This is a genomic window from Acinetobacter sp. YH12205 (assembly GCF_013418125.1).
In the GTDB taxonomy this organism is placed as follows: domain Bacteria; phylum Pseudomonadota; class Gammaproteobacteria; order Pseudomonadales; family Moraxellaceae; genus Acinetobacter; species Acinetobacter towneri.
Genome location: NZ_VPCQ01000006.1, coordinates 14,641 through 29,926, shown reverse-complemented (window position 1 = coordinate 29,926; position 15,286 = coordinate 14,641). Strand labels below are relative to the sequence as shown.

Genomic DNA, 15,286 nt, shown 5'->3' with positions numbered 1-15,286 from the left:
TGATAACACATCATTGCAAATGCGTTCATTTTTCAATGTTATAGTGAATCATTATGCAAAATATGTATTTGAGATCATCCATTGAAACATCTATTACTGATCTGCGGTTTGAGTTTTGCCAGTATTGCGACAACCCAAAGTGCCAATCTAACCACCACACCACAATTTAATGTGCCTGAAATAGGCAGTGGTGTGGGATTAATTGATCAGCAAAAAGAACGCAGTATTGGTGAAAAAGTCTATCGGGAAGTGCAGCGTAAAATGCCTGTCACGCAAAACCCGTGGCTGGAAGATCAATTAATCAATACGTTTTCGCATCTACTCAGCCAAACTCAATTGGGGCAACCCATTGGGCTACTCATTATCAATGATCCACAAATTAATGCTTTTGCTGTGCCGGGTGGTTTATTTGCGTTAAACACAGGTCTTATTAATTCTGCCCGTAATATGGATGAAGTTGCGGGCGTGATGGCGCATGAAATTGCGCATGTGTCGCAACGTCATTACAGTCGCTCTCAAGAGGCATTTAAAGGACAGGGTTTGTTGGCACTCGCTGGGGTTGTGGTTGGGGCATTGGTTGCCTCACAAGCCGATGGTGATGCAGGCGCAGCGGTGATGATGGGTTCTCAAGCCGCTTTAATGGATCAGCAATTGACTTATAGCCGTAATCAGGAGCGTGAAGCAGACCGCATTGGCATGCAATATATGTATAGCGCGGGCTACAATCCACAAAGTATGGCAGATTTTTTTGAGGTGATGCACCGTACTACGAGTCGAGTGAGCTTCTTACCTGACTTTTGGTTTACCCATCCCTTAACCACAGAGCGGATGAGTGAGGCGCGTTTACGTGCCAATCAATTGCCACCAGTGCCAACCTCGCTGCGTGATGAAGACTTTGAGATTTTAAAGTTATATAGTTTGGTGGTTTCGCAGCAGGCGACAGAACAGCAGCTTAAAGCATTTGCAACCCGTAACCATTTTGCGGCGAATTTGGCTTTGGCTTATTTTTATAGCCAGCAAGGCGATTTTGTTTTGGCGCAACAAAGTATAGATCAGGCCAAAAGTCACAATCGTTTACATAATTTATTGACACTTATTCAAACTGACATTTATTTAGGGCAAAATAAAATTGATTTAGCGCTCAAAACAATTGGTTCACCTGCGCGAATTATGCCTGAAAATCGTGCGCTGAATTATAAATGGGCCGAGGTTTTGATTCGTCAAAATCAAACTACGCAAGCAGAAAGTATTTTGAAGGATTTCTTGCAAAAAAATCCACGTGATTTATCGGCATGGAATTTAATGCAGCAAGCGGCAAATGTAGACCGAAGCTCTGCATTACGCACGGTAAATGTGTTACGGTATCGTGCAGAAGTACAGTATTGGTCAGGTTGGGAAGAAGAGGCAATTAAATCATTACTGCACGCGCAGCGTTTAGCCAAAGACAATCAGGCGATGTCGGCAAATATAAAAAACCGTGTGACTGAAATGCAAAGAGAACGACAGTTAAAAATATAAGTCGGGCGTACATACGGTGGCATAACAATAAAGAAAGGGAGTTTAAGAATGATTGAGGGACAATGTTTATGTGGTGCGGTGTATTACCGTTACCATGCCGAAATTGAAAAAACAATATTATGTTTTTGCCAGCATTGCCGTCGTGCGCAAGGCGGTATTATGGGATGGAATAGTCCAGTGGCACGCGAACATTTTGAAGTGGTGCGTGGCTTAAAATATCTAAAAGAATATTTTCATAGTCCCAATAAAGCACGGGTATTTTGTCAGGAGTGTGGCAGCCCGATTTATTCTTATCGGCTAGATTTACCCGATATTATTCGCTTACGCTTAGGGACAGTGACTCAAGGCAAAGTTCCCGAACCATGTGAGCAAGCATTTGCGCAATACAAACCCAACTTTTTGGCAATTGAGTCGTGTGAATAGTTATTCACCGAATATACAATGCTAAAATAGAACTTGAGTTGAAACGACCCTGACTTGAAAATGAAAAAATATATTTATTTATGCCTTACTTTGGGGATGACCTTGCAAAATGTCTATGCTGCGAGTGCAGAGCAGTATGTGTTGGCTGTTGAAGAAATTAATGCGCAATATAAACAAGATACCCGACAGTTTTTACGAGGCTTAAACCCACAACAGCAGGGTTTTAATCCGCAGCAACAGCAGCAGTTTTGCGGCATTGTTAGTCGTTATGTTGATCGTTTATATCAGGCAGCAGATGAAAACCGTGCCTATTTGGATCGTCGTTATCAGAATATTAATAAACAGGACGTGATTCAGCAGGTCAGCACATCTAAAGAAATGCAATTACTGAAAAAATATCAAGTGAACTGCGATTTAAAGTAAAAAGTTAAAGCAGAAGTGTCTAAGGGTGAATAGATAATCTATCTCATCCTAGGTTTAGCATTTTACTTAATAGCATTAGATAGAAAGATTAAAGCGGGCTTAATCTGACATTTAAATCAGTGTTCGGAGAAGCACAAATTTGGGGTGAGCTAATTAGCTTAATTTGGCTTTAATTTTGGCAGATACTTGAGCAGGATCGGCGCGCCCGGCTATGAGCGGACGCAGAGAGTTCATCACCTTACCCATATCTTTCATGCTAGTAGCTTGTTGCGCTTCAATGGTTTGCGCAATCATGGAATCAAGTTCTTCCTCAGTCATAGCTTCTGGTAGAAACTGAGATAACACCTCAATTTCGGCTTGTTCCTTACTAGCTAAATCTTCTCGGCCAGCGCCTTCAAAGGCTTTAACCGATTCTTTACGTTGTTTAATTTGCTTTTCAATGACCGCAAGAACCTGAGCCTCGTCAAGCTCTTTGCGCTCATCGACTTCGATTTGCTTAATTGCCGCCTGTAGACTACGAATTACCGTTAACTTATCCATTTCTTTGGCGCGCATTGTCGCTTTCAAAACGTCAGTAATTTGGTTTTTTAAAGTCGTCATCATTTAATCCAGACAGGCAATCACAAATTAATTAGTAAAGGCGAGTAGTACGTACTGATTCACGCGCCAATTTCTTTTGGTAGCGTTTAACAGCAGCAGCTTTTTTGCGCTTACGTTCTTGAGTTGGTTTTTCGTAGAATTCACGCTTACGTACGTCAGCTAAAACACCTGCTTTTTCGCAAGAACGTTTGAAACGACGGATAGCTACGTCTACTGGTTCGCCTTCTTTCAATTTAACTTGTGGCATGAAGAATCCTCATTAAGTTATGGATAAGATCTGGGCGAAATTGCCCACGATCACAAGTGAAGGTCAGTATTTTACTCATTTACATCTCATATCACAAGTCTATAATAGGTTTCGCAATAGAATTGATACAGGTTATAGGCAATTTAATGATCGTTTTAGGCTTAGAAACATCTTGTGATGAAACAGGACTTGCACTGTATGACAGCGAGTTAGGTTTGCGCGGGCAAGTACTGTATAGCCAAATTAAATTGCATGCAGAGTATGGTGGTGTGGTACCCGAACTGGCTTCACGTGACCATGTGCGCAAACTTATTCCTTTAATCAATCAATTGCTTGAGCAGAGCCAAGTCAAAAAATCTGAAATTGATGCAGTGGCTTATACCCGTGGGCCGGGGCTAATGGGCGCACTCATGACAGGCGCATTATTTGGACGAACTTTAGCTTTTGCCTTAAATAAACCTGCAATTGGGGTGCATCACATGGAAGGGCACATGCTTGCACCATTATTGTCTGCGACACCGCCAGAATTTCCGTTTGTCGCTTTATTGGTTTCGGGTGGGCATACACAGCTCATGGCAGCTTATGGCATTGGCCAATATGAATTGTTAGGCGAGTCGATTGATGATGCTGCAGGCGAGGCTTTTGACAAAGTTGCCAAAATGATGGGTTTACCGTATCCGGGTGGGCCAAATATCGCCAAACTAGCTGAACAAGGCGATGCCAAAGCTTTTGAATTTCCACGTCCAATGTTGCACCAAGGCTTAGAATTTTCATTTAGCGGTTTAAAAACTGCGGTTTCAGTACAAATGAAAAAGTTAGGTGATGAAAACCGTGATGCCGATATTGCGGCAAGTTTCCAAGAAGCGATTGTTGATACTTTGGTGAAAAAATCGGTAAAAGCTTTAAAACAAACAGGTTTAAAACGCTTGGTGATCGCGGGTGGGGTGAGTGCAAATACTCGGTTACGTGAGCGTTTAGAAGCAGATTTAGCTAAAATTCGTGCAACGGTTTATTATGCAGAACCTGCATTGTGCACCGACAATGGTGCAATGATTGCTTTTGCGGGCTATCAGCGTTTAAAAGCAGGGCAGCAAGATGGTTTATCGGTTACGACTACACCACGTTGGCCGATGACGGAGCTTACCAATCCAACTGCGGGTTAAGTTGTTCGTAGCATAAAATCAATCAGAGGCAATAATCTGCCTCTGACTTTATATGCTAAATTTTTACATTAATATTAGAAACGAATACTTAAGACTTAGCGAACTGCGTCCATTAAACCTTTGGTAAGATCTTTCATCATGCCTTGCATCACAGCATTCCCTGCATTTGTACAGTTTTCTAATTTTTTACCTTCTAGTGATTTACCTTGATTGGCCATTTCTTCGCACTTCTGCAAAACTTTTTTAGCTTCATCTAAGTTCTCGGCATAATACTCTTGCGTTTTCACTTGTGTACATGCTGTAAGCGTTGTAATTAAACTTACTGTAATTAACAAATTTTTAAATTTAAACATTATTTTTTAACCGTTGTTTGTTTTAAAGAGATTGCATCTTAAGCGAATAATGGGTTCATAAAATAATACAATGGACTAAAGTTGATCTTATTAAGTAAAATTAAATAATTGCAATATAAATATTTTTAATTTTTTTGAAGTTTTATAGTCATATTCTATCCCAAACTTTATTTCACGTATTGGTTTCAAATAGAACTGCTTTATTTTTTTTGTGCACTCATCCTACAATTTATAGAAATCCATAAAGTAGCTGACAGCAGTATTTAAATCTGTGAATCCTGTCCAATTGTTGTGTTTGCAACTTTAAACTATGATTTTTGGTAGATATTTAATATAAAACCAATTGAGATAAACATGCGATTTAAAAATACATTTTGCATTATTTGTGTGATGGGGATGATGGTATTGACCGCTTGCGAGGGCGCTGAGTCAATACAGCAAAATATAAATAGTACAGAAAATCAGCCGAGTTCAGTGACAGCCCAACAGGTCGAAGTACCGACTCGTTTGACTACTGCAGCAACTCATCCTTCGGCTATCACACCTGAAGCGACAGCACCGCAAGAAGTATATGTAGGAGAGCCGACTGTGGCAGAAATGCAGGCGCATGGCGAAGAATTTTATAAAGACACATTGGCACGGATTGCTGCAGAACAAGGTCAGTAGTCGCTCAGTCATTTAGCGCGTTTAAATAGAGTGGGTTGCTGACTATCTTCTATATGCAAACAACCCATTAAAATATTTAAAGTGCTTTAAGTTGCTGCGAGCCAATCCAGTGTTTAGAAAATTGATAGGCAGCACGCCCTGAACGCTGTCCACGTGCCTGACACCATCTTAATGCTTCTGCACGTACTTCGGCAGTCATTGGCATTTCGGCTTTGTGTAAATAATGCTCCACAATTTCTAAATATAGATTTTGATCCATTGGATAAAACGACAGCCATAGACCAAAGCGATCAGACAGTGAAATTTTCTCTTCAATTGCTTCTTGAGGATGCAACTCAGTATATTGCGGTACATCTACACGAGTGACAGGTGTATTTTCATGCATAAATTCAGGTAATAGATGACGTCTGTTACTGGTTGCATAAATAATAAAATTACTGGAACCTGATTGTAATGAACCATCTAAAACACTTTTTAAACTACGATAATTTTCATCTTCTGCGTTAAAAGCTAAATCATCACAGTAGACAATAAATTTTTCAGGACGATGCTGAATGATTTTTTGAATTTCTGGCAATTCAGACAAATCATCGCGTTCAATTTCAATTAAACGTAATCCTTGATTGGCATACTCGGTCAATAGGGCACGTACAATAGATGATTTTCCCGTACCGCGTGAGCCTGTAAGTAACACATCATTGGCAGGTAAGCCATTTAAAAACTGCAAGGTGTTTTGAATGACTTTTTCTTTTTGCTTTTCGATGCCTTTTAAATCATCTAAATCAATTTTTCTTGGTTGTTGAATCGCTATCAATTGTCGATCTTGCCATTTGAATGCGATGGCGGAAAAGTCGGTTTCTTGTTTTAAAGCAGGTAAACTTTGCTGTAGTTGTTGGAGTACATGAGAAAGTGATAATAAGATGTTGTCGGGTAAATCTAGGTTTGCCATGATAATTCAGCTTAAAAAATGCAGATCAGATTGCTACACTTTAAGACTAGCGCAATTGACCTAGATTTGACAATCAAAGTGTGAATCGAGTCATTGACGCGTATTACAATTTTTTAGATATTGTTGTGTATAGTAGGCATAGGCAAGCGTAGTGCTGCGAATAAACCAACGGATTGAGGAATGCTATGTTATTTAAAGATTTCACCGAAGATGTTAATCCGCATCAAGCCTATCGCATAAAAAAACTCAAGCGCCAAATTCAAAATGCCGAATCGTATGAAGAATGGAAAAGTATTGCCATTCGTATAGATGAAGAAACTGGTGCGCAAGAATGGAAATATGACAACAGTTCGCCATATTTTGATGCGGAAATTATCTCGCATCGTTTAAATTTATTACGCCGTTATCGCACCACCGAACGCAGTCACGATTTAATTTATATTTTGCGTGAAGGTTTAACTTTTGACATAGCCAATATTGCCCATCCGATGTTGTTTACTGCAACCTATGTGGGTACTAAAAAAATTATTGAAGATTATGTGGATGAAGTCAGTAAAAGTTTGGCTTTTGTCGCTTCAGATGAATGTCAGGCTTTAACCAAAGTAGAAAAAATAGAGTTTTTTCAGCAATGCCAAACTGCATACGGACAACCTGCCTTGATGTTCTCTGGTGGGGCAACGTTAGGTTTGTTTCATACAGGTGTTTGTAAGGCCTTACTTGAACAGGATTTAATGCCTAAAGTGCTGTCGGGTTCGAGCGCGGGTGCAATAATGACTGCAATGCTAGGCATTGCAAAACCTGAAGAAGTACAGCATATTTTGGGTGGTGAGTCATTTTTCCACGAAGCATTTCAGTTTAGACAAATGCGCGAAATTCTTAAAGGCAATGGTGGAATTGCCGATGTGCATTATTTAAAAAAATTCCTGATCAAAAACTTGGGCGATACCACGTTTGAAGAAGCTTTTCAAAAATCAGGTTTGCATATTAATGTGGCGGTTGCGCCTTATGATGCATCGCAAGACTCACGCATTATGAACAGCTTCACTGCGCCAGATTTGTTGGTTTGGAGTGCGGTGTTGGCCTCGTGTGCTGTGCCAATTTTATTTCCACCAGTACGTTTAACCAACAAGCGTTATGATGGCGAACACACTCCATATATGGGTAAAACCCGTTGGGTGGATGGCAGTGTGCGTAGCGATTTCCCACAGGAAAAAATGGCACGTTTGTATAATATTAACTACACCATCGCCAGTCAGGTCAATCCGCATGTAGTGCCTTTTATGCAGGATGATATTAAGCGTTATCGTAAAGATATGCTGAGTTGGCCAGAACGGATTATTCGTCGTCAGGGCAAAGTCATTAGTCGTGGGGTAATGGATTTTGTACGTGAGCGCGCAGGAGCTGTACCGCCAGTGCGTCGTTTGCTAGATCATGGCTATGGCATTGTCGATCAACGCTATTATGGTGATGTGAATATTGTAGGAAGCTATAACCTGCGTCATTACAGCTATATGTTGCAAAACCCGAAACCACATTTATTTAAAATTTTACAGCGTGAAGGCGAGCGTGCGACTTGGCCGAAAATTTCATCAATTGAAACACATGCACGTGTCGGTAAAACTTTGCAACATTGCTTAGAGTTGTTATTAAATGTACCACAAATAGAGGTATCCACCGAAGTCGCAGCAGAAATGCGCACTGGCGCAAGTGTTGTTTAATGTTTTAAATTTGGATGTTCAACAGTTAGATACTGCGCAGTTCGAGCTGCGCAGTAAAGCGCAAAGTTTGCAATATGGTCGGCATATCTATCGTTTTGAACATCAAGGGCAGTTTTATTGGCTGAAAGCCCAACAACAAGGTGTTCATGCGACAGTAGAGCAGGGTTTTGCACAAGAATGGAACTTTTATAAACAGTACGCGCAATCATCATATTTATCTTTTTTATTGCCATGTGAATTGATGGATGCTGCACCCATTCATATTCAGTCGCAGGGTAATTCACATGACATTTCATCGCATTATTCACAGGTCTATTCACGTGCTTTAATTTTACCTGAAGCGCAAGCTGTTTTTGTGATGGGTAATTTACCTGAATATACAGAAGCGATTAAACACATATTTTTGCGTGTCTTTGAAGCAGTGGAAGCATTACATCAATTAGGTTGGATTCATGCTGACTTAAAAGCTGAACATATTGTGCAGTTAGATGGGCAAATCAAACTGTTAGATTTTGAGCAAGCACAGCAAGTTGCAGATATTCAATGTCAGGGGATGACCGCCACACCACGTTATATGGCGCCAGAATTATTTCACGGACAGCCTAAAACTGCACAAAGTGATATTTATGCGTTAGGCATTATTTTTTATGAGTGGTTAACGCAACAACGCTTACAGGCAAAGAGTTACCACGATTGGGCATATTTGCACTGTCAAAGATTGCATATTCAACTTCCCATACATCTACAAGCATTTTTACCACTGCTGAATCACATGTTGGCAAAGTCCTATTCGCAGCGTGCAACGAGTATTGCAGAGTTGAAATTATGGCTTAGTGGCTGAATATGCTTAAGAAAAAATCAAAAAATAGTTTTTTGTTTTTTATTTAAACAGTCATTGTGCTTTTTTATAAAAAAGGCTTGTCATCAGGAAGTGATCTCTATAATATACACAGCCATCGGGGACGTGGCGAAATTGGTAGACGCACTGGATTTAGGTTCCAGCGCCGCGAGGTGTGAGAGTTCGAGTCTCTCCGTCCCCACCACTTAAATATCAAGTCAGCTTGATTTTAAGTTACAGAGGATTGGTGTAATGGTAGCATGACGGTCTCCAAAACCGTTCGTCAAGGTTCGAATCCTTGATCCTCTGCCAAATTAAAATCCAACAACTCAGTTGGTACCCGATGTTGGGGACGTGGCGAAATTGGTAGACGCACTGGATTTAGGTTCCAGCGCCGCGAGGTGTGAGAGTTCGAGTCTCTCCGTCCCCACCATACATTAAAGAGCAAGGCAATGACCTTGCTTTTTTATTGCCTGTTATTTTAGCTTTAAATCATTGCATCTCTTTGACAAGGCTTAGATGTATTTTAAGATTTAAAGTTCAGTATAAAAAAAAGCCCATAAACAGGTTATGGGCAAGATCATCTTTAAGTGTTGATGAAATACGATTTGAATTTTTATTTTTGCATCCTATCAAGTTCAACCGTTATCGCATACTTATCTATATTGTATAAGTACTTATGCTTTTAAATGGTCTTCAAATTCCTCGCCTAATTTCATTGCTAAAGCATTACCAGAAAGCTCGCAAGTGACCAAACCATATTCTTTTTGAAAGCTAAATGTGAAACCGTGACCATCCGCCAAATTTTTGACTGAATAACCTAATTTTTCTAACCAAATACGAAACGCAATTAAATTTTTTGCTTTAACAACTTTTTTCACGAGAGAACTCCTATCCATTTATTTAATTATTAATAGGGATATTTCTTGAATTTTTAAAGGGCAGAAATGTATTTCTTTGACATTTTTTTCACTGATTTTTAGAAATCTAAAGTCCTTTTAAGCAATTAGAATATTTTAAAAGAATTATTTATTTGTAAATTATTGATATTTATTATTTTAACTGAGGTGGCGTAATTAATTTTAAGGTCTTAGATATATTGCCAAAAGATGACTTGGAAATAATTTGTTAATGATTTTTGGTTTTAGACTGTATTTATTTTCAGCATGAACACATGAAGATTTTCCATTGTTTTCATGCAAAGCTTTAATTTAGCGCAATGCATATCAGTGTGGAGCATGTCGGCACCAAATGGACATTAGCTTATACTATGGTTGAGTTTGAAGATTTGGAAAATAAACATGACTGCACAAACAATCCAACAGCAGGCTGAGTACATAGTGAAGCAGATGCAAAATCAAGGGCTAGAGCCTGTTGCCGTGATGCTTGGGCATGAAGATTGGTTACTGTTTTCCTCGCAATCCAAAGTGGCTTATACGCCTTTTGGCAGCGCACGCCGTTATCAGCCTGCATTGTCCAATTTACTTTTGGTGCGGGTCGATGAAATGAATGCTGTGCGTGTGGTGACGCAAACTCAATTAGATGAGTTTGCTGCCAGTAATCAGATTTTATAATCCGAGAGAAATATCAGATGCTTTATGATCAAAGCATCAATTTAAAAGTTGTCTTTGAGTTCACGTAATTTCTGAAATTCTTCGACACTTTCGGCCCTTAAAAATGGATTGGTTTCCAGTTCTAGTTCGATGCTGCTTGGCAAAGTGGGTTGATTAAGCATGCGTAAACTTTCAATTTGTTGATAACGCTCTTGAATGGCAACATTGTCGGGTTCTACATGCAGTGCAAATTGTGCATTCGCCAATGTATATTCATGGGTGCAATATACTTGGGTACGCGGAGGCAGCGCTGCCAAGCGGTTTAAAGATTGATACATTTGCAAATATGTACCTTCAAAAACACGCCCACAGCCCATCGCAAATAAAGTGTCGCCACAGAACAATACATCCAACGCATCTATAAAATACACAATATGCCCCAAGGTATGTCCCGGAACGGCAATAACATCGACCTGTAAATCATGAAAATTGATATGATCTTGGTTTTGTAAAGGATGCGTGATAAACGGAATTTTGCTCAATTCTTCACGTGGCCCATAAACAGGTAAATTACGTTCTGCAATGAGTTCAGGCACACCGCCAATATGGTCTTGATGCCAATGCGTCAACCAAATTTGCGCGATCTCTAAACCATGATTTTGGCAAAAATCTTCAACAGGTTTGGCATCGGTTGGGTCGATCACCACCACTTGTTTGCTAGCACAATGTTCAAGCAACCAAATATAGTTTTGTGATGGTTTTTGCGCATCAATAAGATGGACTTGGTAGTGCATGCTCAATTCCTGAAACTTAATCGCTTGTGGCTATTACAGCATGCTTTTGCGGGCGTGTAAAAGTGTATCCCTAAGTGTCTGAGTATCGCTTTGCTGTGTTACTGCTTGGTGATGAACAATAGGTGAAAGATAAAATAGAAATAAAAATCAAATCCATAAAAAATGCCGTGATCAACACGGCATTTTAAAACAGAGATTCGGTTTGATCTTAGCGGATTTTTGCCAAGAAACGGCCTAAACGTGTCATTGCTTCACGTAATTCATTTTCTGCAGGCAAGAACACGACACGGAAATGATCAGGCGTTGGCCAGTTAAAACCTGTACCTTGAACCAATAAAACTTTTTCTGCTTTGAGTAAATCGAGCATTAACTTTTCGTCATCTTCAATTGGATAGACGTTTGGATCAAGTTTCGGGAAGCAATACATTGCACCCTCAGGTTTGACACAAGACACGCCAGGAATGTCGTTCAGCATTTCCCATGCAATGTTACGTTGTTCGTATAAACGACCACCCGGACGAATCAAGTCATTGATAGACTGATAACCACCCAATGCTGTTTGAATCGCGTACTGCGCCTGATGGTTGGCACACAAGCGCATAGACGCCAACATGTCTAAACCTTCAATGTAGTCTGCAGCGCGTGATTTATCGCCTGTAATCGCCATCCAGCCTGAACGGAAGCCCGCAATGCGATACGATTTAGACAAGCCATTAAATGAGATACAGAGTTGATCACCCGCTAAAGCTGCAACCGCAACATGCTCAATGCCGTCATAAATAATTTTGTCGTAAATCTCATCGGCAAATAAAATTAAGTCATATTTTTTTGCCAATGCTACAATTTGTTCCAACACATGACGTGGATAAACCGCACCCGTTGGGTTATTCGGGTTAATAATGACAATACCGCGCGTATTTGGCGTGATTTTGCTTTCCATATCGGCAATGTCTGGATACCAAAAGTTTTCTTCATCACATTTGTAGTGAATAGCAGTACCGCCCGATAAATTCACTGCCGCAGTCCAAAGCGGGTAGTCAGGCATTGGTACCAGCATTTCATCGCCATCGTCCAACAAGCCTTGCATCGCCATAACAATCAGTTCAGACACGCCGTTGCCTATATACACATCATTGACATGCATATCGAAAATGCCTTTTTGCTGATAGTACTGACAAATCGCTTTACGCGCAGGGAAAATCCCTTTGGAGTCGGTATAACCAATCGCATTAGGCAAATTCAATGCGACATCATTAATAATTTCCTGTGGCGCTTCAAAACCGAATGGGGCAGGGTTGCCAATATTCAGTTTAATAATTTTATGACCGGCCTCTTCCATTTCATTGGCCGCTCGTAACACAGGTCCGCGAATGTCGTAGCATACATGCTCAAGTTTTGATGATTTTTTTATTTCGCGCGGAGTCGTGTTACCTAGTACGGACATAGTTCCATCCAATGATTAGAAGATAAATAAATTATAGATTACTGAAATATCACAATCTATGCTGAAATTTAGCTAGATATTTTGCAAGGTCTAGCGTAAAAATGGAAGTACTGAAGCATGACACTGAATGTCAAAGATTTAAAGGAGTTAGTGATGGGAAAACTCAATAAAACAGACCGAGAATGGCAAAGAGAGTTATCACCAGAGGAATTTCGGATTACACGTCAAAAAGGCACGGAGCCTGCTTTTACGGGGAGATATTGGAATACTAAACAAGAGGGGATTTATACTTGTCGTTGTTGCGGTACAGCGCTATTCTCATCTGAAACAAAATATGACAGCGGTAGCGGTTGGCCAAGTTTCTATCGTCCAATCCAGCCTGGGGTGATTGAAGAACATCAGGATGGTTCGCACGGCATGCAGCGTACTGAGATTGTTTGTCATCATTGTGACGCACATTTAGGGCATGTTTTTGATGATGGTCCACAGCCAACAGGATTGCGCTATTGTGTCAATTCGGCTTCTTTAGAACTCAAAACACAAGAAAAAAATGATGAGGGAAATTATCCATGACCAACATTTATCAGTTTGAAGCTGAGTTGTTAGATGGACAAAATAAAGCCTTTAGCGATTATGAAGGGAAGGTTTTGTTGATTGTAAATACAGCCAGCAAGTGTGGTTTTACGCCTCAATTTGCGGGTTTGGAAAAGTTATACCAACAATATAAAGACCAAGGTCTTGAAGTTTTGGGCTTTCCGTGCAATCAGTTTGGTGGGCAAGATCCAGGTTCCAATGAGCAAATTGGGAGCTTCTGCCAAAAAAACTATGGTGTCAGTTTTCCAATGTTTAGCAAAATTGATGTGAAAGGGCCTGAAGCACATGCGATTTTCCGTTACCTGACCAATAACAGTAAAGGTATTTTGGGCAACGGAATTAAATGGAATTTCACCAAGTTTTTAATTGGCAAAGATGGCAAGGTGTTGAACCGTTTTGCTCCGACCACAAAACCTGAAGATTTGCAGGCGGAAATTGAAAAGGCTTTACGATAAAGGCTTGCGCTTGTGCAAATAATTTAGGGTCTGTTGACACTTCGTCTATATTTGCGACAACGCATATTTTTTAGCTGATATAAGGCATGAGACAGGAAATTTAGTCATTCTAAATAACTGACTCATAACGCAATAGCAGCAAAAAATATGCTTGTCCCCTTGCGCAGCAAACAAAGCAGTGCTTTGTTATTGCTCATGTGGCTAAAACTTTCTCAGATTGCGTCATGAAACTTGGCAATAGTCTCGCTATTACTTGCGTTTCATGCCTGATCTGCTCAGTTTTAGCCTACAGCGCAAGCCATTTATGAAATGTCAACAGACCCTGATTAAGGCGATCAGATGATCGCCTTAAATTTAGTTGAAATCATTAACTTATAAAATCGCTTTAAGACGTTGAATTACTTGTTCACATTGTGCCAAATCTGCAACCAAAGCCAAGCGAACATGGTTTTCACCTGGGTTACCTTGTGCGGTTTCACGAGATAAATATCGCCCTGGTAGCACTTTAATATGGGTTTTTTCCATCAACATTTTGGCAAAGTTTTCATCATGATCGACTTTGAGCCAGTAATAAAAACCTGCATCTGGTTTTTTTAATGGCAGTAAATGCCCAAGTTCCATTTGAAATAATTCAAACTTGGCGCGATATTGTTGACGATTATCTTCAACGTGCTGTTCATCATCCCAAGCTGCAATAGATGCCAATTGATGTTGAACAGGCATTGCCGCACCATGATAGGTACGATATTGCAAATAAGGTTTTAATAAGTTGGCATCGCCCGCAACAAAGCCTGAACGCATGCCGGGTAAGTTTGAGCGTTTAGACAAAGAATGGAATACGATGCAGTTTTTGTAGTCATCGCGTCCAAGTTCGGCACAGACTTCCAGTAAACCTGTAGGAGCTTGGTCAAACCATAATTCCGAATAGCATTCATCAGATGCAATGACAAAATTATATTGATCTGACAAAGCTATTAGCTTTTTAAATTGTTCTTTTGAAAGGACAGCACCCGTTGGATTTCCTGGTGTGCAGACAAATAATAAAGCGGTTTTTTCCCAGACTTCTGCAGGTACGGCATCAAAATCACCCAAGTAATTATTGTCTTCGGTGCAATTGATGAAATAAGGTTGGGCACCTGCCAATAAAGTTGCCCCTTCATAAATTTGATAAAACGGATTGGGCATCACTACATAGGGTGCATCTTCACGTCGAATCAATGCTTGTACGAAGGAAAAAATCGCTTCACGTGTACCTGAAACGGGGAGAACTTGAGTGTCTGGGTTAACTTGTTTTAAATGAAAGCGTTGTGTCAGCCAATGGGCAATGCTGTGACGTAATTCAGGCAGACCTTTGCTGTTCGGATAAGTCGATAAATGCTGAAAATTATCAATAATGGCTTGTTTGACAAATTCAGGTGCAGGATGTTTAGGTTCGCCAATAGACAGTGGAATTAACGGCAAATTTGCAGGTTGTACGTCCTGAAATAGTTTGTTTAGCTTTTCAAAAGGGTAAGGATGTAATAAGGACAAACTTGAGTTCATGGATGT

18 protein-coding genes and 3 tRNA genes are annotated in these 15,286 nt (G+C 40.2%); 13 read left to right on the top strand and 8 right to left on the bottom strand.

Annotated elements, in window-relative coordinates; all coding sequences use genetic code 11:
• Positions 1 to 81 precede the first annotated feature (81 nt).
• The 3 genes from FTU92_RS09480 to FTU92_RS09470 are packed head-to-tail and all read left to right on the top strand — an operon-like array spanning position 82 to position 2,364.
• A complete protein-coding gene (locus FTU92_RS09480; RefSeq protein ID WP_178318511.1) occupies positions 82 to 1,518 on the top strand; it encodes a M48 family metalloprotease in 1,437 nt (478 codons plus the stop codon).
• Positions 1,519 to 1,566: 48 nt separating this feature from the next.
• Positions 1,567 to 1,941, top strand: coding sequence for a GFA family protein (locus FTU92_RS09475; RefSeq protein ID WP_096902524.1), 375 nt, complete (start codon positions 1,567 to 1,569; stop codon positions 1,939 to 1,941).
• Positions 1,942 to 2,001: 60 nt separating this feature from the next.
• Positions 2,002 to 2,364 (top strand): hypothetical protein, encoded by a 363-nt coding sequence (locus FTU92_RS09470; protein WP_004971462.1) that lies wholly within the window; start codon positions 2,002 to 2,004, stop codon positions 2,362 to 2,364.
• A 153-nt stretch (positions 2,365 to 2,517) separates the two neighbouring features.
• Here the strand turns inward: FTU92_RS09470 and FTU92_RS09465 are convergent, their stop codons facing one another.
• Positions 2,518 to 2,964 (bottom strand): GatB/YqeY domain-containing protein, encoded by a 447-nt coding sequence (locus tag FTU92_RS09465; RefSeq protein WP_179995367.1) that lies wholly within the window; start codon positions 2,962 to 2,964, stop codon positions 2,518 to 2,520.
• A gap of 31 nt (positions 2,965 to 2,995) precedes the next feature.
• A complete protein-coding gene (gene rpsU / locus FTU92_RS09460) occupies positions 2,996 to 3,211 on the bottom strand; it encodes a 30S ribosomal protein S21 (RefSeq protein WP_001136722.1) in 216 nt (71 codons plus the stop codon).
• 146 nt (positions 3,212 to 3,357) lie between these two features.
• Here rpsU and tsaD point away from each other — a divergent pair, with 146 nt between their 5' ends.
• Entirely contained in the window at positions 3,358 to 4,374 is a 1,017-nt protein-coding gene (tsaD, locus tag FTU92_RS09455) for a tRNA (adenosine(37)-N6)-threonylcarbamoyltransferase complex transferase subunit TsaD (protein WP_004971458.1), read from the top strand.
• A gap of 95 nt (positions 4,375 to 4,469) precedes the next feature.
• Here the strand turns inward: tsaD and FTU92_RS09450 are convergent, their stop codons facing one another.
• A complete protein-coding gene (locus FTU92_RS09450) occupies positions 4,470 to 4,727 on the bottom strand; it encodes an EexN family lipoprotein (RefSeq protein ID WP_004971457.1) in 258 nt (85 codons plus the stop codon).
• 354 nt (positions 4,728 to 5,081) lie between these two features.
• On the opposite strand from FTU92_RS09450, the gene FTU92_RS09445 reads away from it, so the two are divergent.
• Positions 5,082 to 5,393: a hypothetical protein gene (locus FTU92_RS09445; protein WP_004971456.1), complete on the top strand. Its 312-nt coding sequence runs from the start codon at positions 5,082 to 5,084 to the stop codon at positions 5,391 to 5,393.
• Positions 5,394 to 5,469: 76 nt separating this feature from the next.
• Here FTU92_RS09445 and FTU92_RS09440 read toward each other — a convergent pair whose 3' ends face one another.
• On the bottom strand, positions 5,470 to 6,342 hold the full coding sequence (locus FTU92_RS09440; protein ID WP_096902520.1) for an ATP-binding protein: 873 nt from the start codon (positions 6,340 to 6,342) through the stop codon (positions 5,470 to 5,472).
• A gap of 185 nt (positions 6,343 to 6,527) precedes the next feature.
• On the opposite strand from FTU92_RS09440, the gene FTU92_RS09435 reads away from it, so the two are divergent.
• The 5 genes from FTU92_RS09435 to FTU92_RS09415 all read left to right on the top strand — a co-directional run bounded on the left by FTU92_RS09435 (position 6,528) and on the right by FTU92_RS09415 (position 9,331).
• Complete coding sequence (locus FTU92_RS09435; RefSeq protein ID WP_180096148.1) at positions 6,528 to 8,060, top strand: DUF3336 domain-containing protein; 1,533 nt, start codon at positions 6,528 to 6,530, stop codon at positions 8,058 to 8,060.
• Positions 8,050 to 8,901 (top strand): protein kinase, encoded by an 852-nt coding sequence (locus FTU92_RS09430; RefSeq protein ID WP_179991187.1) that lies wholly within the window; start codon positions 8,050 to 8,052, stop codon positions 8,899 to 8,901. The genes FTU92_RS09435 and FTU92_RS09430 overlap by 11 nt, the downstream gene beginning before the upstream one ends.
• Positions 8,902 to 9,018: 117 nt before the next feature.
• A tRNA-Leu gene (locus FTU92_RS09425) sits at positions 9,019 to 9,103 on the top strand.
• 33 nt (positions 9,104 to 9,136) lie between these two features.
• Positions 9,137 to 9,210: transfer RNA gene (locus tag FTU92_RS09420), tRNA-Trp, on the top strand.
• Positions 9,211 to 9,246: 36 nt separating this feature from the next.
• Positions 9,247 to 9,331, top strand: a tRNA-Leu gene (locus FTU92_RS09415).
• 244 nt (positions 9,332 to 9,575) lie between these two features.
• On the opposite strand, the gene FTU92_RS09410 is transcribed toward FTU92_RS09415, so the two are convergent.
• A complete protein-coding gene (locus tag FTU92_RS09410; RefSeq protein ID WP_004971452.1) occupies positions 9,576 to 9,779 on the bottom strand; it encodes a hypothetical protein in 204 nt (67 codons plus the stop codon).
• A gap of 420 nt (positions 9,780 to 10,199) precedes the next feature.
• Here FTU92_RS09410 and FTU92_RS09405 point away from each other — a divergent pair, with 420 nt between their 5' ends.
• Complete coding sequence (locus FTU92_RS09405; protein WP_180096146.1) at positions 10,200 to 10,472, top strand: hypothetical protein; 273 nt, start codon at positions 10,200 to 10,202, stop codon at positions 10,470 to 10,472.
• 41 nt (positions 10,473 to 10,513) lie between these two features.
• On the opposite strand, the gene gloB is transcribed toward FTU92_RS09405, so the two are convergent.
• Complete coding sequence (gene gloB, locus FTU92_RS09400; RefSeq protein WP_178865518.1) at positions 10,514 to 11,245, bottom strand: hydroxyacylglutathione hydrolase; 732 nt, start codon at positions 11,243 to 11,245, stop codon at positions 10,514 to 10,516.
• A gap of 208 nt (positions 11,246 to 11,453) precedes the next feature.
• Entirely contained in the window at positions 11,454 to 12,689 is a 1,236-nt protein-coding gene (locus FTU92_RS09395; protein ID WP_004971448.1) for a pyridoxal phosphate-dependent aminotransferase, read from the bottom strand.
• Between the two features lie 153 nt (positions 12,690 to 12,842).
• On the opposite strand from FTU92_RS09395, the gene msrB reads away from it, so the two are divergent.
• Positions 12,843 to 13,262: a peptide-methionine (R)-S-oxide reductase MsrB gene (gene msrB, locus FTU92_RS09390; protein WP_096902313.1), complete on the top strand. Its 420-nt coding sequence runs from the start codon at positions 12,843 to 12,845 to the stop codon at positions 13,260 to 13,262.
• Positions 13,259 to 13,738: a glutathione peroxidase gene (locus tag FTU92_RS09385; RefSeq protein ID WP_096902294.1), complete on the top strand. Its 480-nt coding sequence runs from the start codon at positions 13,259 to 13,261 to the stop codon at positions 13,736 to 13,738. The genes msrB and FTU92_RS09385 overlap by 4 nt, the downstream gene beginning before the upstream one ends.
• 372 nt (positions 13,739 to 14,110) lie before the next feature.
• Here FTU92_RS09385 and dapC read toward each other — a convergent pair whose 3' ends face one another.
• Positions 14,111 to 15,280, bottom strand: a complete 1,170-nt coding sequence (gene dapC / locus FTU92_RS09380) for a succinyldiaminopimelate transaminase (RefSeq protein ID WP_096902293.1) — start codon at positions 15,278 to 15,280, stop codon at positions 14,111 to 14,113.
• Positions 15,281 to 15,286: the final 6 nt, after the last annotated feature.